The sequence below is a fragment of the Paenibacillus sp. Y660 genome (assembly GCF_057221575.1).
Genome location: NZ_JBXBBJ010000023.1, coordinates 1 through 16,510 on the forward strand (window position 1 = coordinate 1; position 16,510 = coordinate 16,510).

Annotated in this window: 16 protein-coding genes and 1 other RNA gene; 1 reads left to right on the top strand and 16 read right to left on the bottom strand. The window is 48.3% G+C overall.

All coding sequences use genetic code 11. The annotated features are described in order from the left end of the window. Positions 1 to 360: 360 nt before the first annotated feature. The 14 genes from AC2TDN_RS20720 to rpoE form a co-directional block, all read right to left on the bottom strand. Complete coding sequence (locus tag AC2TDN_RS20720) at positions 361 to 624, bottom strand: pro-sigmaK processing inhibitor BofA family protein (protein WP_482069351.1); 264 nt, start codon at positions 622 to 624, stop codon at positions 361 to 363. After that, positions 621 to 869: a DUF2508 family protein gene (locus AC2TDN_RS20725; RefSeq protein ID WP_482069350.1), complete on the bottom strand. Its 249-nt coding sequence runs from the start codon at positions 867 to 869 to the stop codon at positions 621 to 623. The genes AC2TDN_RS20720 and AC2TDN_RS20725 overlap by 4 nt, the downstream gene beginning before the upstream one ends. Positions 870 to 1,035: 166 nt before the next feature. Next, positions 1,036 to 1,635: a recombination mediator RecR gene (recR, locus tag AC2TDN_RS20730; protein WP_484690051.1), complete on the bottom strand. Its 600-nt coding sequence runs from the start codon at positions 1,633 to 1,635 to the stop codon at positions 1,036 to 1,038. Positions 1,636 to 1,677: 42 nt separating this feature from the next. Continuing rightward, positions 1,678 to 1,989: a YbaB/EbfC family nucleoid-associated protein gene (locus AC2TDN_RS20735; RefSeq protein ID WP_053373263.1), complete on the bottom strand. Its 312-nt coding sequence runs from the start codon at positions 1,987 to 1,989 to the stop codon at positions 1,678 to 1,680. A gap of 24 nt (positions 1,990 to 2,013) precedes the next feature. After that, complete coding sequence (gene dnaX / locus AC2TDN_RS20740) at positions 2,014 to 3,789, bottom strand: DNA polymerase III subunit gamma/tau (protein ID WP_484690052.1); 1,776 nt, start codon at positions 3,787 to 3,789, stop codon at positions 2,014 to 2,016. 229 nt (positions 3,790 to 4,018) lie between these two features. Beyond that, positions 4,019 to 4,286, bottom strand: an RNA gene (gene ffs / locus AC2TDN_RS20745) — signal recognition particle sRNA large type. Positions 4,287 to 4,357: 71 nt separating this feature from the next. Continuing rightward, complete coding sequence (locus AC2TDN_RS20750; RefSeq protein ID WP_482069347.1) at positions 4,358 to 4,780, bottom strand: hypothetical protein; 423 nt, start codon at positions 4,778 to 4,780, stop codon at positions 4,358 to 4,360. Between the two features lie 83 nt (positions 4,781 to 4,863). Continuing rightward, the gene (gene rpmE / locus AC2TDN_RS20755; RefSeq protein ID WP_053373265.1) at positions 4,864 to 5,061 is read right to left on the bottom strand and encodes a 50S ribosomal protein L31; all 198 of its coding nucleotides are present in this window, start codon (positions 5,059 to 5,061) and stop codon (positions 4,864 to 4,866) included. Between the two features lie 143 nt (positions 5,062 to 5,204). Continuing rightward, positions 5,205 to 6,458: a radical SAM family protein gene (locus tag AC2TDN_RS20760; RefSeq protein ID WP_482069346.1), complete on the bottom strand. Its 1,254-nt coding sequence runs from the start codon at positions 6,456 to 6,458 to the stop codon at positions 5,205 to 5,207. A gap of 21 nt (positions 6,459 to 6,479) precedes the next feature. Continuing rightward, positions 6,480 to 7,814, bottom strand: coding sequence for a transcription termination factor Rho (gene rho, locus AC2TDN_RS20765; RefSeq protein WP_482069345.1), 1,335 nt, complete (start codon positions 7,812 to 7,814; stop codon positions 6,480 to 6,482). Positions 7,815 to 7,938: 124 nt separating this feature from the next. After that, positions 7,939 to 9,201, bottom strand: coding sequence for a UDP-N-acetylglucosamine 1-carboxyvinyltransferase (locus tag AC2TDN_RS20770; RefSeq protein WP_484690053.1), 1,263 nt, complete (start codon positions 9,199 to 9,201; stop codon positions 7,939 to 7,941). A gap of 288 nt (positions 9,202 to 9,489) precedes the next feature. Continuing rightward, a complete protein-coding gene (locus AC2TDN_RS20775; RefSeq protein ID WP_482069343.1) occupies positions 9,490 to 9,888 on the bottom strand; it encodes a response regulator in 399 nt (132 codons plus the stop codon). Positions 9,889 to 10,056: 168 nt separating this feature from the next. Beyond that, positions 10,057 to 11,658 carry a CTP synthase gene (gene pyrG, locus AC2TDN_RS20780; RefSeq protein ID WP_482069342.1) on the bottom strand — a complete coding sequence of 534 codons (1,602 nt, stop codon included), beginning with the start codon at positions 11,656 to 11,658 and terminating at the stop codon, positions 10,057 to 10,059. Positions 11,659 to 12,146: 488 nt separating this feature from the next. After that, positions 12,147 to 12,725: a DNA-directed RNA polymerase subunit delta gene (gene rpoE / locus AC2TDN_RS20785; RefSeq protein ID WP_482069341.1), complete on the bottom strand. Its 579-nt coding sequence runs from the start codon at positions 12,723 to 12,725 to the stop codon at positions 12,147 to 12,149. A gap of 449 nt (positions 12,726 to 13,174) precedes the next feature. Between rpoE and AC2TDN_RS20790 the strand changes: the two genes are divergently transcribed. Next, positions 13,175 to 14,314, top strand: coding sequence for a S8 family peptidase (locus AC2TDN_RS20790; protein WP_484690054.1), 1,140 nt, complete (start codon positions 13,175 to 13,177; stop codon positions 14,312 to 14,314). Between the two features lie 29 nt (positions 14,315 to 14,343). On the opposite strand, the gene argS is transcribed toward AC2TDN_RS20790, so the two are convergent. Beyond that, positions 14,344 to 16,023, bottom strand: coding sequence for an arginine--tRNA ligase (gene argS / locus AC2TDN_RS20795; protein WP_484690055.1), 1,680 nt, complete (start codon positions 16,021 to 16,023; stop codon positions 14,344 to 14,346). Further along, positions 16,020 to 16,493 carry a YwiB family protein gene (locus AC2TDN_RS20800; protein WP_484690056.1) on the bottom strand — a complete coding sequence of 158 codons (474 nt, stop codon included), beginning with the start codon at positions 16,491 to 16,493 and terminating at the stop codon, positions 16,020 to 16,022. Before AC2TDN_RS20800 ends, argS begins: the two co-directional genes overlap by 4 nt. Positions 16,494 to 16,510: the final 17 nt, after the last annotated feature.

Sequence of the window (16,510 nt, forward strand, 5' to 3'; positions counted from 1 at the left end):
TTCGTCCTGAGCCAGGATCAAACTCTCCAAATGGAAGTTTTCGCTTCGACGCGATGTCGAAGAGAAAGCTTCAAGTGTTTGAAATGCTCATTACTTTTTATCGCTTTTTCTTACGATTCGTTAGAATCGCAAGGGCAGTTATTACTCGTTGTTCAGTTTTCAAAGAGCAATCTTTTCTTTCGTGTCGGCCGTGCGTCTCATTGGCGACTTTTATAATATATCACAGATGCCCAAGTTAATGCAAGTAATTTTTTTATTTCTTTTTTTGAAGCTTGTTTACTTACTCTTGGCGCGAGAACTAATGTAGCATATAATCGCTTCTCGCGTCAACCTTTTAGCCAAACCTTTTTTTGTATAGTCCTACACTACCACCCATTGAAGGCCGACAATTAAGGCTATTCCAGGAACGCCTAAAGTAAGCACCGTACCAATCGTAACGGGATTCAGCGGAATATACATACCCGGCACCGCCTCGGAGTAGTTCAGCACATACAATAACCCCGCTGCCAAAACAAGGTGAAGCGCAAATCCGCGAAGCATACCCCACGTAAGCTTATTTCTTAATAAGACGACTGCCAATAAAAGGCTAGATACAATAAATACCGACAACCAAATTGTTTTCATTTCATTACTCCTCTCCAGGCTGGCCAGTTATTGCTTGTACGCTTCGCCAAGCGAAGCAGCATATCATATCTCTTTTCGGCTGTAATCATGCAGTAAATGGCGTAATCGATTTGATCCTTACCGTGTGCGTAATTAAAATAGCGATTCGCGTTCTCCCATTCTCGGTGCGCTTCAGCTATTTCGATTCGAATTTCATCCATTTGTTTAACCTCTTTTTCCAAGGTCGCCTGATGCTTGTTCTTCAAACGAATCCCTCCCACATGTCCGATGTCCTTACCGTTCTTTACTATATGTATAGGCTTGGACATCGGAATAGAACGAGATCTTGAGAGATTGCTAGCCCATCTAGAGAAAGCAAAAAGGCGACAGGTGAGAATATTCTCGACCTGTCGCCCTTTATTGTGCTTACCGCTAGTTTATTTCCCGTCGGCCTTCCAACGCTTTGGAAAGTGTAACCTCATCCGCATACTCAAGATCGCCGCCAACAGGCAATCCATGTGCAATCCGCGTCACACGAATGCCAAATGGTTTGATAAGCCTCGATAAATACATCGCTGTCGCTTCGCCTTCAATGTTCGGGTTAGTTGCCAGTATGAGCTCCTGTACTCGTTCATCGCTTAACCTTCGCAACAGCTCTGCAATTCGAATTTCATCTGGTCCAATGCCCTCCATGGGAGAGATTGCGCCTTGCAGAACATGGTATTGCCCTTGGTAATCCTTCATCCGCTCTATAGCGACAAGATCCTTCGATTCTTGAACGACGCAAATGACAGAATTATCGCGAGACTTGTCTTGGCAAATTCTGCACGGATCGGTATCCGTAATGTTGCAGCAAACCGAGCAATAGAACAAATTGCGCTTAACGCTTACTAGCGCCTTCGCAAAATCTATGACGTCGTCTTCTTTCATTCGAAGCACATGGAACGCCAGACGGGCGGCCGTTTTGGGTCCTATACCCGGTAATCGCGTAAAAGCATCAATTAATTTCGCTATCGGTTCGGGGTAATACAAAACTAGGTACAGCTCCTTTCAAACGAAAGCGCGCGGTTCTTCTTAGAACAATCCTGGAATTTTCATTCCGCCTGTGAATTTGCCCATATCCTTGTTCGCCAGCTCATCCACTTTAGAAAGCGCGTCGTTAACTGCAGTAAGCACAAGATCTTGCAGCATTTCTACATCTTCTGGATCTACAGCTTCAGGTTTAATTGTAATGCTTAGCAGTTTCTTATGACCGTTTGCCGATACAGTAACGACACCGCCGCCTGCTGTTCCTTCAACTGTCTTTGTTTCAAGCTCTTCTTGCGCTTTCATCATTTGATCTTGCATCTTCTTCACTTGCTTCATCATTTGGTTCATGTTGTTCATTTGAAATCACCTCATCATTAGTATTTAATCGTTATCCTTCACAACTACTAAATCTTCCCCAAAAAGCTTAACGGCTTCTTCCACCCAAACAGGTCTGCTTGGGTTTTGCGGTGCATCAGAAGCCTCGGGCTCCAATTGAAGCGTCTCGGTCTTCTGCGCACTAGCGCCTTGTGCCGCAGCCTGCCAATCCTTCATCATGACCGTAACGATCCGGAACGAACCGCCAAGGACATCATGCATGACTTTCTCTATAATATCACGATTGGCTGGCTTTTCGGTCGTTTCCCGGTGCATCGTATTTTTGAATGCGACGAGTATCGCGTCATCGGCGGAAGCGACAGGCTCGCCATCCTTCAACCACGCGTGAACCGTTATTTTGGCGTCCTTCACGCCCTGCAGAACATCATTCCATTTCATGCGGAATTGATTGAATTCGGGACTGCCTGCCGACGCTAAGTAAGGATCGAGCTTAACGGAAGAGCGAGCTATGCCGCCCGATCCGCCAAACGAGCTGCGAACCGCGTTCGTGCGCGCCGCTTGCTTGCTGGCCGCATTGTCAGCGGAAGACGAACTCCCGCCAGCAGCTATGCCATTCTGCAGCGCTTGCTCCAGCTTGCGCTCAAGCGCTTCAACCTGCTGGCGCAATCGGGCCACTTCGGCTGATTGCACGCCAGTAGAAGCAGAGCCGGATGCAGCTCCTCCGCCTGAAGATTGTTCTTCACTCAGCGTACAGAGCTTCATCAGCGCCACCTCAAACAGCGTTTGCGGCTGCGATGCGTGCTTCAGCTCCACCTGATAGCGGTTCAGCGTATCGATCATCGCAAACAGTCGCCCAGCAGTAAAGGCTTCCGCCATCGCTTTAAAGCGTTCTGGATCAACGATCCGTTCCGTTGCGCCGCCTTGAGGAGCAAGCTTCATCACCAGCAAGTCACGGAAGTAATAGATCAAGTTCTCCATACATTTGTCCGCACTCTTGCCGGCCTGCATCAAGCTTTCCACAAGCGGCATAACCGACGCTACATTACGATCCTTAACAGCCTCAGCAAGCTGATAGAAATGATCAGCAGCCATGCCGCCGGTCACATCTACCGCTGCCTCAAGCGTGATGCGGTCGCCGGCAAAAGCAGAAACCTGCTCAAGCAAGCTTATCGCATCCCGCATCCCGCCTTCCGACAGCCGCGCAATGTAAGCAATCGCGTCCTCGTCAGCCTGTATGCCTTCTTCGCGGCAAATCTTTAACAAGTGCGCCGTCTGCTCTTCCAGCGAAACCTGCCTAAAATCAAACCGCTGACAGCGCGAGATGATCGTAGCAGGCAGCTTATGCGGTTCAGTTGTCGCCAAGATAAAAATAACATGCCCCGGCGGCTCCTCCAATGTCTTGAGCAAGGCATTAAATGCCTCGGCCGTGAGCATATGTACTTCATCTATAATATAAACTTTGAACCGCACCTCTGAAGGGGCATATCGCACTTTATCTCGTATATCACGAATTTCATCAATACCGCGGTTGGATGCAGCATCTATCTCGATTACATCCATAATATGCCCAGCAGTAATCCCTATGCAAGCATCGCATTCATTACAGGGCTCTTCAGCTGGACCACGTTCGCAGTTAACCGCTTTCGCCAAAATTTTCGCGGCGCTGGTCTTGCCGGTCCCACGCGGACCATTAAAAAGATAAGCATGCGACACGCGCTGTTCGCGAATTGAATTTTGCAGCGTTTGGATAATATGCTGTTGACCAACCATGTCCTGAAACGTCTGCGGACGCCAGGCACGATATAAAGCGATATGTGACACGCAGACCTTTCCTTTCATGTTGCCTTTTCATTTCAAAATAGAATGGCTATTCCTCTATTATACAACAACTGTGTAGCAAGCAAAACTTTCTTTTGCCCGTCATAATGCTATGCAAACAAAAGATTCACAAACAAAAACACCTGCAATCGCTATTTCCGACAAAAACATCGAACAGCGTCCACAGGTGCTACTTTTGTATTTGGCATTCATTTAAAGAAGAAATTCAGTACCGTGCACCTACTCCTGATAAATGCGACCCAGGCGACATCCTTGCACTACAGCTCGAGTCAGGCACTCCCCCGGCACATGAACTAATTTGCTTATGGCTGCTTCCTTCCGGACCTGACCCGTTCACAAACGTCCATTGCGGAGGACCCAACCGTCAACACTGCTCGCAAGTGCCAAGACCCCATATCGGCATAACCTCAAATAGGAATTCAACCTCGCTACAGCGGATTGCGAGTTACAGGGCACCGCTACCTCCCCATCTAGCACGGCAAAAATAAGTATAGCCGATTACGAGGTAAAGCGCAACTCGTCCATAGACTTGGAAATAGATTACTGTTTTTTATCGTTTTACTTCCACATGTACCTTATAACGCGGCATATTATACTGTACCACCGACTGCGCCTTTGCGCGCAGCTGCTCTACTTGTCCATCAGAAAGGTTATTTTTGGCGTTTAAATTCACATGCAGGTCTGTACCGTTAAAATAAATATTGGTGCGTTCAATGCCTGGAATAGGCTTTAGCACCTGCTCGATAAAATTGCCGTCCGCATTATAATTAAGGTATTCATAACGATTGGGCAAGTTTGGATTGCTGTTGGAGTAACCCATATATCCATCATGGCCATAAGTTTTAAGCCTGTTCTCCTGCTTGCTGTTGCCGCAGCCAGAGAGCGCTATGGCTAGAGCCACCACACATGTTGCCGTAATTGTTAATCGACTAAAGCTAAGCCGCTTATCCGAATCGAATGGTTTCTTATCCAATCAAAAAACCTCCCTTCTATCCAATAGGATGGCTGAGGGAGGCTCTTGTATTCTGCCAATTAAAGGCGGAACGACTTGTAGGATTAAATACCGTATTTCTTCTTGAAACGATCGACGCGGCCGCCAGCATCCAGGAACTTTTGCTTACCCGTGTAGAATGGGTGGCATTGGGAACAAACCTCTACGCGAAGGCTCGGTTTAATCGAACCAGTCTCGAAGGAATTTCCACAAGCGCAAGTTGCTGTAATGATGTGGTATGTCGGATGAATAGCTTGTTTCATCTCGTTCACCTCTTTCTGCCCTGAATCGCATGCGGACCCAGAGTTAAATCACACATCTCGGATTATAGCATGAACTGATTTGCTGTTGCAATGAATAATCGCTCATATGACAATATTAGATGAAATTACCGTTCACTGGGCACTTATTTTAACAGCGCGGCGGGCGGTACATGCGTATAGGAGCCGATGACAACATCAGGGAGCTCTTCCCTGAATATCTCCAGCATTTGCTTCATCCCGTAAATTTCACCCTGCGCCTTCGGAATAATCGCCAAATAGCTTTCTGGATCAATATTCAGGTTGCGCATTTGGATCAGCTTTAAACCTGTGCGCTTCACAAATCCGATCATCGCTTCAATCTCTTCCTCGCGGTCTGTAACCCCTGGGAAAATTAAATAGTTGATGGATGTATAAACGCCTTTATCGGATGCATATTTGAGCGACTTCTCGACATTTTTCAACGTATAGCCGCGAGGCTTGTAATATGCATTGTAATGATCGTCAAGTGCGCTAATCGTACTCACACGCATCAGGTTAAGTCCTGCATCAACGATGGCACGCATGAAGTCCGTCAATCCAGCATTGGTGTTAATGTTAATGTAACCAAGCGAGGTTTGGCTGCGTACGCGCTTCATAGCTTCAACAATGATTTTTGCTTGCGTCGAGGGCTCGCCCTCGCAGCCTTGACCGAAGCTAATAATCGATTCCGGCTCGCGCAAGTGCTCCAGCATAATTTCGACAACCTCGTCGACTGTCGGTTTGAAGTTCATCCGTGTCTGTGGGGCCACAAAGCCGCTGTCATCGGGTTGCTCCGAAATACAGCCAAAGCAGCCCGCATTGCAAGAATAGGATACTGGCACCGCGCCTTCCCATCGTCCTAGAAAAGTGTTGGAAGAGGTTAAGCACTCATAGCCTAAAGCACAATTGGACAGATGCTTATACAGACGATTTTCCGGGTATTTCGCAAGTATACGCTCAACTTGAATACCTAGCTCACCACGATCGCAGTTAAGCGGATCCCATCTCTCTGGATCATCGCTCTGCTCCGCCGTAACATAGAAGTTGCCGTCTTTCCATACGACTGCCGTATAGCCAAACAACGGAAGCTTCTCGTTCTTATCTGCTTTCACATAGCCAGGCAAGCATAGACGAGTAAAGCCCTGCGGCAGCAAAGCGCCTACCGCTTGCGCTCCGCCAGGTATCACCTGCATTTCGCCCGTTTCCGGGTTAAGACCTATTGGCCTAGTGAAGGGCAAGCTAACTAACGTCGCTCCATTAGGAAGAGGAATCAATTCATCTTCCATAATTTCAACGATCATGTCGCCGCTTCTTCCTAAAGCCACAAATTCTGGATGGTCAAAAACATTTCCTTGTTCATCCGCATATACGAGATTCATGCTGTACTCCCTCCTGCGGTCTTACGATCCGTGCGTCGTTCTAGGCGTAGGACGCCTGCTGGTCGCTGTGGTGCTGCTTTTGATGCTGGAACGCTCCGGTTTCGCTTCTACCGTTGTATCTAGTGACATGAGGAACTGTTCATTGTTCTCGCTGTCCTTAAGCTTCTTCAAGAAATTATCGACATAGTCTGGCGTATCTGTCATCCCTCTGCGGATGGCCCATACCTTATCAAGCTCTTCCTTCGTCAAAAGCATCTCTTCGCGTCTAGTTCCTGATCTACGCATATCTAGTGCAGGGAATATACGGCGCTCGGACAGCTTGCGATCCAAATGAAGCTCCATATTGCCAGTACCTTTAAATTCTTCATAAATGATATCATCCATACGCGAGCCCGTTTCAATCAGCGCAGTCGCAAGTATTGTCAAGCTGCCGCCCTCTTCAACGTTTCGCGCCGAGCCAAAGAACCGTTTCGGACGATGGAACGCTGCCGGATCGATACCGCCGCTTAGCGTTCGACCAGATGGAGGAATAACCAAGTTATACGCCCTAGCAAGACGAGTGATGCTGTCCATCAGAATCACAACATCCTTCTTGTGTTCAACAAGGCGAAGTGCACGCTCAAGCACAAGCTCAGCTACTTTAATATGATTTTCAGGCAGCTCATCGAACGTAGAGGCAATAACCTCTCCTTTGACGGAGCGCTGCATATCTGTAACTTCCTCGGGACGCTCATCAATGAGCAGAACGAACAGTTTGATATCGGGACGGTTTTCTGAAATACTGTGGGCGATTTCTTTGAGCAGCAATGTTTTCCCCGTCTTAGGAGGAGCAACAATGAGTCCGCGTTGACCGAGTCCTACAGGAGCGAGCAAATCCATCATTCGAGTGGACAGCTTCGACTGCGTCGTCTCAAGCACCAGCTTCTTTTCTGGATAAAGAGGAGTAAGCGCAGGAAAGTGTAGTCGTTCGGATGCTGTCTCAGGGTTTTCGCCGTTGACGGCATTTACCTGCAGCAAGCCAAAGTAGCGTTCATTCTCTTTCGGCGGACGGCATTTCCCGGATACAAGATCGCCGCTTCTGAGATCGAATCTGCGAATTTGTGAAGCTGAGATATAAATATCTTCCTTGCTCGGCAAATAGTTAATAGGTCGTAAAAATCCGAAGCCCTCTGACAAAATATCGAGTACGCCCTCCATAAACATGAGGCCGCTTTTCTCTGCCTGTGCGCGTAGAATAGCAAAAATCAATTCTTTCTTCTTAAGCGTTCCGTAGTACGGAACCTGAAATTGCTTCGCTAATTTGTATAGATCAGTCAATTTCATCTCTTCTAGATCGGCGATCTGAAGGTCTGTCATGTTCTCACCACTTTATTCAATTTTCATTATGATTTTTGTATATCTAGTAAAATCATAGGCTTGATTATCCATCATTGCCGAATTAGACGCCGTCTATTCCACAGCGTCCGCATCGTCCTGTTGCTTATGATGAAGCTTCCGTCTCACGCCATACATCAGCACCCAATCGGCGCAGATTCTCTACTAAATTATCATAACCTCGGTCAATATACTCGACGCCCGATATTTCGGTAACGCCTTCGTCAACAGTTAGCGCAGCAACAACAAGCGCAGCCCCTGCACGCAAATCAGCAGCCTTCACTTTAGCCGCATTAAGCTTTCCGCCCTCGATCACGGCCGAACGGCCTTCAACGCGAATGTCAGCTCCCATGCGCGTAAGCTCAGGAACATGTTTAAATCTAGTGCCATAAACATAATCGGTCAAAATGCTGACTCCGCTTGCTTGCGTAAGCAAGGTTGTCATAGGCGATTGAAGATCTGTAGGGAAACCAGGATATACGAGTGCTTTCACATCGATCGACGAATATTTTGGCGCTCCGATAATTCGGATCGATTCATCCATTTCAATGACTTGTACACCCATTTCCTCGAGCTTAGCGGTCATCGCTTCCAAGTGCTTTGGAATAACATTATCAATAAGGACATCGCCGCGCGTTGCAGCAGCTGCAATCATATACGTACCAGCTTGGATTCGATCGGGAATAATGGAATGGCGGCAACCGTGAAGTTGATCGACTCCTTCAATACGAATCGTCTCAGTTCCGGCACCTTTTATTTTTGCGCCCATGGCATTTAGGAGAGTAGCTACATCTATAATTTCAGGCTCTTTTGCCGCGTTTTCGATAATCGTTAACCCCTTGGCCCGAGAGGCCGCAAGCATAATATTAATCGTTGCTCCAACGCTTGATACGTCGAGGTAAATTTTCGCACCGCGCAGCTGCTTGGCGGAAATTCGAATAGATCCATGGTCATTGGTTACCGTTGCTCCGAGTGCCTCAAAACCTTTAATATGTTGATCGATTGGCCTCGGCTCAAAATTACAGCCTCCCGGCAATCCTATTGTCGCTTCCCCGAACCTGCCTAGCATAGCTCCCATCAAGTAATAGGATGCACGCAATAACTTTACTTTCCCGTTCGGCATTGGCTTCGAGACTAGCTCGGAAGGATCAATGCGCATCATGTCGCCGTCGCGCTTTACGACTGCGCCAAGCTCCTGCAAAATCTCACTGTATACCGCTACATCACTTATGATAGGCAAATTATCTAATACTACTTCTGATTCTGCTAAAATAGCGGCAGGCACAAGCGCTACTGCGCTGTTCTTCGCCCCGCTGATTTGAACGGTACCGCTAAGCGGCCGTCCACCGCGTATCATCAATTTCTCCATCTAGTTATAGTTCCTCCCGTAGACTTGGAAGAGAATAAAGGAAAAAACGCCAAATCAAGCGAGTGTTAAGCTCACTTGCTATTTGAGGCGATTTAATACCTTTGCTCCTGTTATTACGCTTGGTTGTTGCTTCCGAACAAACGGATTGTTTCAAGCTCGTTCCATCTTATCATTCTGAGCCATTATAACATAATGCACCTTGGAATAGTAAAGCTCGTTTTACCGCTTCCAGAAAATGCAAAAACGACATCGTCTTCCAACAAGCGACGATGCCGTTTATAAACTGAATTAAGAGCCTATTGCAAACCGATTGGTGGAATTGCCGCCTCGAAGCTGCATATTAACCGCAATTCGCATCTCATCGATGTCAAATGGCTTCGTAAAATGCATTAATGCCCCGAGATCTGTCGCTTCTTTAATCATATCCAACTCACCATAGGCGGTCATCATAATCACTTTAATATTACGGTCGATAGCCTTCACATGCTTTAAAATTTCTAAACCATCCATACCGGGTATTTTCATATCCAGCAGTACAAGATCCGGAGCATCGTTCTTCACGATTTCTAAAGCCAGCTTGCCATTAGACGCTTGGAACGTATTGTATCCCTCGCTGCTAAACACTTCCATAAGCAATACGCGAATACCGTTCTGATCATCAACGATCAACACTTTCTTCTTATCCAACTCCAAATCCCCCCGCGTCTGAGCTTGCTCCTATAAATGGCCAACTCTTCCATAATCGTTAATATATTCGCTTAAGTGGGTATATAATCCTTCTCGAATCGAGAAAAACTTATTAGATGTTGTTACAGAATATGTCATTGAACGAAATAACGATATTTTACTTCTCTTTTATTCGGAATAGTTTAGTGCAGCTTGAACAAATCCACGAAATAATGGTTGCGGACGGTTCGGTCTGGAAGTAAATTCTGGATGGAATTGAACGGCCAGGAACCAAGGATGGTCAGCCATTTCCACCATTTCAACGAGGCGTCCGTCCGGCGATGTTCCGGAAATGGTAAGGCCTGCCGATTCAATCGCTTCACGGTACTCATTGTTGAACTCATACCGATGACGATGACGCTCATATATGAGCTCGTCATTATATTCCTTTGCAGCAAGCGTATCAGGCTTGAGCTTGCAAGGGTACAGACCAAGGCGCATCGTACCGCCCATATCTTCAATATCCTTCTGATCCGGCAGCAAGTCAATAACCGGATACGGCGTGGACGGATTAATTTCCGAGCTATTCGCGTTTGCTAGTCCAACCACGTTGCGAGCATGTTCAATTACAGCAACCTGCATCCCTAGACAAATACCAAAGAATGGAATCTTCTTCTCGCGAGCGTACTTAATAGCTGTAATCTTGCCTTCAATACCGCGATCGCCGAAGCCGCCTGGTACAAGAATACCGTGAACGCCGCTGAGCTGCTCGTCCACATTCTCTTCCGTCAGCTCGTCAGCATGCAGCCAGCGAATTTTAACGACGGAATCGGAAGCGATACCCGCATGCTCAAGCGATTCTACAATACTTAGGTAAGCATCGTGAAGCGCTACATATTTACCGACAATAGCGATTTCCGTTTTCTTATGAAGCGTTTTTACGCGCTGAACAAGACTTTCCCATTCGCGCATATCCGGCTGATCCGTTTTGAGCTTCAGATGGTTGACGACGATCTCGTCTAGACCTTCTTCGCGAAGCATCAAAGGCACTTCATATAATGTCGAAGCATCGCGGCATTCCACGACTGCATTCGCATCGATATCGCAGAACAAGCCGATCTTGCGTTTCAAGTCTTCAGCAAGCGGATGCTCCGTACGGCATACGATCACGTTCGGCTGAATGCCGATGCTGCGCAATTCCTTAACGCTATGCTGGGTCGGCTTCGTTTTCACTTCGCCTGCCGCTTTGATATAAGGAATAAGCGTAACGTGAATGTACATGACGTTGTCGCGGCCGATATCGCTCTTGATTTGACGGATCGCTTCAAGGAAAGGCAAGCTCTCGATATCGCCAACGGTGCCGCCGATTTCAGTAATAACGACATCAGAACCTGCTTCTTTGCCCGCGCGGAATACACGATCCTTGATTTCATTCGTAATGTGCGGGATGACCTGAACCGTTCCACCCAAATAGTCGCCACGGCGTTCTTTGGTAATGACGTTGGAATAGATTTTGCCGGATGTCACATTGTTGTTCTTCGACAGGTTAATATCGATGAACCGTTCATAGTGACCAAGATCCAAATCCGTTTCTGCGCCATCATCGGTGACGAATACTTCTCCGTGCTGGTATGGACTCATCGTTCCCGGGTCCACGTTAATGTAAGGATCAAACTTTTGAATCGTTACTTTGAGGCCCCTGTTCTTCAGCAATCGACCGAGCGAGGCTGCTGTTATCCCTTTGCCCAAGGACGACACTACGCCGCCGGTTACAAAAATATATTTGGTCACTGTGATGATACCCTCCAAGCTCCTATGGTTAATGTTTAGGTTTGCCCATTTACTCGATAAACATGGATGCAGATACACTCTGCCTATCCATCCAGTTTGTGGAAATGCATCCTGCAGATCCATCCCCCACAAACAAAAAAAGTGACACCCGTAGCAACGGGGCACTTTTCCTTTTTTGGCATATATAAAAATATAAGAAAGCATAAGTTATGAACATTATACTTTACCTATATTTCACCGCGGAACGAGTCCATGCCCCCAAAGGAGGGCATCAGCCGTTCACGCATGTATGCGTTATTTGTTAACCGAATCTTAAGCCCATGAGATAGTTTACTCTGCGCTTATAGGACCTGTCAAGAGAAACTGACAGGATGCGCCATACTCCTCCGCAAACGGCTTTCACCGTCTATTCAGGGCTTAGCTGGCACCACAGCAAAATGCAAGGCTGCATAAGCTTATCGCTTATACAGCCTTGCAAGTTTTGCTAACTATTTGTCGTCCTTGTCGCCATCCTCGAACTCTTCATCATCATCCGAATCATCTTCGTCATCCGCGTCCAATTCGCCGCCGACTTCTTCCTCGTCCAGCTCCTCGTCATCGATGCCAACTTCCTCATCAACTTCCGCTTCCTCTTCAGCCTCTTCGAAATCCTCACGGTCTTCGTCGAATACGTCGTAGTCTTCTTCAGCCTCTGCGTAAGTATCCTCTTCCTCGTCAGCAAACACATCGTCATCTTCGAGATCATCGTCATCGTTGATGATGCGCGTGCGCTTCGCATTGCCTACAGGATCTTCGGAACGCTCAACCGGATACCAGCGCTTCAGTCCCCACATGTTGCTGCCAACGCAAGCAAAACGGCCATCGATGTTGATTTCCGTATACACTTGGGCGATGAACTGGTTGATTCCGTCTGCGGAAAGACCGCGTATTTTAGCGATCTCCATCATTAGATCGCGATAGTAGTATGGGGTATTAGCCGCTTTCAGCACTTCAAAGGCCAAATCGACCATAGGCATTTCCTTCATACGTTCAGGATCCAGCTTTAACGTAAAATTGCTGCTGCTCATATGGACACATCCTCTCTTGCCATTCAAATTATGTACGCGTTCTTTCCATCTAAATGCAAGGACCGTGTACGATTTCCTCTTATACACCGCTCACATTTCTTTACTAAACGAGCGGCCGCTGCCAGAGGTTGGCACCCGTCGTTTACGCTAGTCAAAGTATAGTAAAACCTATTTCCTCCAAAAAAGCAAGCGGGCCGTATAGCTTGGACTTAAATGCAAAAAGCGAAAGGATAGTCCTTCCGCTTTGACTGTATCCATCCGGCCATGACACTAGGTAACGTACCTTGGACGTAAGAGCCCCTGAGAACTCTTTGTTCATCCTATGTCCCTTAACGATTTTTGACACGGTTTGAAGCCTAATTATGTTAAAAAAGGCAAGTGGCTCATGCGTTATGAATCGCTCGTTCATACAATAGTGCAGCATGGTCCGTCGGGAGGGGAAGCCAAGTTTGGACACCGCCGCTTTTATCCGTTTGCTGCAGGATACGATGGCTTGCACGGACGCAACGACCGTTAAGCGAATCGTTCGCTTTCAGCGTGCGAGCGACTACCGGCACTTCGTACAGCAAATATCACAGGTCGCTTCGTCAACATCGCCCAGAAAGAGCATTAGACAAATGCCAATCATCCGCGGAATATCTTGCCGATTGCCCGCCGAGGAAACGCTGGAGCGATTCTCAGGACGCGTGTGGATTGAAAGGGATTGCAAAATCAGCGTTCATGCCTCATCCTCACAAAAGTCTATTATTGTAGATAAAGGTATACCTTGGGGCGTTAATCAAATAAAAGCCCCGCAGGCATGGAGCACAACGACCGGCCATCGGGTTAAAGTAGGGGTCATTGATACGGGTGCTGACTTCAGCCATCCCGATCTTCGCCATTCTCTCTCGAGAGGCATCAACCTATTGAACCGCAGCATGCTCCCGCATGACGATAATGGTCATGGAACACATATTGCAGGAACGATAGCTGCAGCCAACCAGCTTCAGGGCATGATCGGCGTAGCACCGCGTGCGCTCATCTCGCCAGTCAAGGCTTTTGACCATAATGGGAGCGCCTTCGTCTCCGACATCATTCTCGGAATCGAGTGGTGCATTCGGAATCGCATGAATGTCATCAACATGAGCTTCGGGATGAAGACAAGGAGCAAAGCACTGCTCGGTGCCGTCACGAACGCACATAATGCAGGCGTTATTATCGTAGCCTCCTCCGGCAATGATGGAAAAAAGAGATCTGTCGATTATCCCGCTCGCTATCCGCAGACAATAGCTGTTGGCGCAACGACCAAGCTGCGCCGAGTCGCTCCGTTCAGCAACCGCGGCACGCATATTGACGTATATGCGCCTGGCGACAAAATTGTGTCTGCTTGGCTTCGCGGCAAATACAACGAGATGAGCGGCACTTCAATGGCAACCTCGCATGTAAGCGGAGCGATTGCGCTGCTGCTTGCCCATAAGCCAGGGCTTTCGCCAAATGAAATCAAATCGATTATCAAACGCTCTGTGCAGCCCTTAAGAGGCAGCAAAGCCCGCCGAACAATCGGCGAGCTTGATGTGATGAGCATGATGCAAGCCGTGGATAAATCATGAATCCACGGCTTGCTTTTGTATGACGAGAATTACATACGCTCCGGTGCGGAGACGCCAACTAGGCGCAGCACGTTAGCAATAGCGATGCGAACGGCGTCAAGCAATGCGAGGCGTGCTTGCGACTGCTCGGCATCCTCTGTGATGACGCGCTCTGCTCTATAGTAGCTGTGGAACAGCGATGCCAGCTCATACACGTAGCGAATAAGACGATGCGGTGCATATTGCGTCGCCGCCTCGGTTACTTCCTGCGGCAGCTCGCCGATTTTGCGAAGCAGATCGAATTCTCCCTCTGCAACAAGCTTGCTAAAATCAATGGCATCGGTAGCTTTCAGTACAATGCCTTGCTCCTCTGCCTGTCTGAAAATGCTGCAAATCCGCGCATGCGCATATTGCACATAGAACACGGGATTCTCATTAGAAGTAGAGATCGCTAGGTCCATATCGAAATCAAGATGCGAATCCATGCTTCGCATAGAGAAGAAGTAACGAATGGCGTCGATACCAACCTCGTCCATGAGGTCCTCCATCGTAACCGCTTTGCCCGTACGCTTCGACATTTTCATTTTCTCGCCGTTTTGGAACAGGCTGACCATTTGAGCAATCAACACCGTCAATTTTTTCGGATCATTGCCGAGTGCTTCCATAGCTGCCTTTACTCGCGGGATATAACCATGGTGATCTGCACCCCAAATGTTGATCATCTGGTCGAAGCCGCGGCTGTATTTGTCGCGGTGATACGCGATATCAGGCGTCAAATAAGTGTATGAGCCGTCATTTTTCACGAGCACGCGGTTTTTGTCATCGCCAAACGTCATCGTCGAAAGCCATGTTGCGCCCTCTTCTTCATAGACATGACCTGTCGCTTTCAGCGCTTCTAGCCCTTGCTCCACTTGCCCGCTCTCATAGAGGGCCGTTTCACTGTACCATACGTCAAAGCCTACGCGGAATCTGCCGAGATCGCGCTTGATCTTGTCGAGCTCCCGCTCCAGGCCGAACTGGCGGAAAAACGTAAACCGTTCTTGATCTGGAAGCTCCAGCAGCTTATCTCCCTCTTGTTCAACGAGCAGCTTAGCGAAGCCGATAATGTCCTCGCCATAGTAGCCGTCCTCCGGCATTTCCGCTGCTTGTCCAAGCGCTTGGCGGTAACGGGCCTCGATGGACACAGCCAGGTTCTCTACTTGTTTGCCGGCATCATTAATATAGTACTCGCGCGTGACGTCATAGCCGGCATAGTCGAGCACATTGCACAAAGCATCGCCAACCGCCGCGCCGCGCGCATGTCCAAGATGCAGGCTGCCTGTAGGATTCGCGCTTACGAACTCTACCTGGACGCGTTTGCCGTTGCCATCTAAAGTCCGTCCATAGTTTTCTCCCTCTTCAAGCGCAGCGCTCACTACCGGATATAGGTAGCTGTTGTCCATTCGGAAGTTAATGAACCCCGGGCCCGCAATTTCAGCCGATTGGATTGAAGCTTGCTTCGTATCCAGATGGGCAATGATCGCTTCCGCGATTTGGCGGGGATTTTTCTTAGCCAGCTTTGTTAGCTGCATAGCGGCATTAGTAGCCAAATCACCATGCGACTTATCCTTCGGGACCTCAATCACAAATGCAGGAAGCTCTTCCCGCGCCGCAAGGCCAGCAGCCACAGCAGCATCGGCAATCGCCGCTTTAACCTGCTCATACATTTTTTCTAGCACATTTGAATTCATTGATTTCGTTCCTCCTGTATATGGAGCCGTATATGGAAACGGCCCGACAATTGTTCACCTACGTGCATCTCGTACTCCCACTCCAGCGTAAAAGGCAGCTCCGTTGGCAGCGTCTCAGCAACTGTACTTGTCCCATCGCCATTCGGTATCTGCAGCGACAGCTGCATCGTATCCGTCTCAAGCGAGAAATTCGTCATCGCCGAGTGGTAGCGGCCAGTCCGCCTGAGCCCGGGCACAAATAGCTGCTCCGATTCGATGACGCCTCGCCTTGTGATGGACAGCTCGCCTTGTCGATATTTCACAAGCGTCCGCACCTCGCCAGCACTCGGTTCGCCCTCAACTGACGGCTCGCTGTAGCGGATAAAGATAGACCGTTCCTTGCGAAACCATTCGCCCGCATAAGCGTGGATGTGCGAGCTTCCGTCCTGCACGCTCTCCAAAGTAATTCGCACTTTCCTGCTTTCAGCCATCATCTTACTCCTGTTCA

Excerpts from the sequence above, each read along its gene's own strand:
- rho (WP_482069345.1), bottom strand. The coding sequence starts at position 7,814 with ATGACAGACCTTCAGATCGCCGATCTAGAAGAGATGAAATTGACTGAT.
- argS (WP_484690055.1), bottom strand. The coding sequence starts at position 16,023 with ATGAATTCAAATGTGCTAGAAAAAATGTATGAGCAGGTTAAAGCGGCG.
- AC2TDN_RS20760 (WP_482069346.1), bottom strand. The coding sequence starts at position 6,458 with ATGAATCTCGTATATGCGGATGAACAAGGAAATGTTTTTGACCATCCA.
- rpmE (WP_053373265.1), bottom strand. The coding sequence starts at position 5,061 with ATGAAACAAGCTATTCATCCGACATACCACATCATTACAGCAACTTGC.
- AC2TDN_RS20735 (WP_053373263.1), bottom strand. The coding sequence starts at position 1,989 with ATGAACAACATGAACCAAATGATGAAGCAAGTGAAGAAGATGCAAGAT.
- rpoE (WP_482069341.1), bottom strand. The coding sequence starts at position 12,725 with ATGAGCAGCAGCAATTTTACGTTAAAGCTGGATCCTGAACGTATGAAG.
- AC2TDN_RS20770 (WP_484690053.1), bottom strand. The coding sequence starts at position 9,201 with ATGGAGAAATTGATGATACGCGGTGGACGGCCGCTTAGCGGTACCGTT.
- AC2TDN_RS20720 (WP_482069351.1), bottom strand. The coding sequence starts at position 624 with ATGAAAACAATTTGGTTGTCGGTATTTATTGTATCTAGCCTTTTATTG.
- AC2TDN_RS20800 (WP_484690056.1), bottom strand. The coding sequence starts at position 16,493 with ATGGCTGAAAGCAGGAAAGTGCGAATTACTTTGGAGAGCGTGCAGGAC.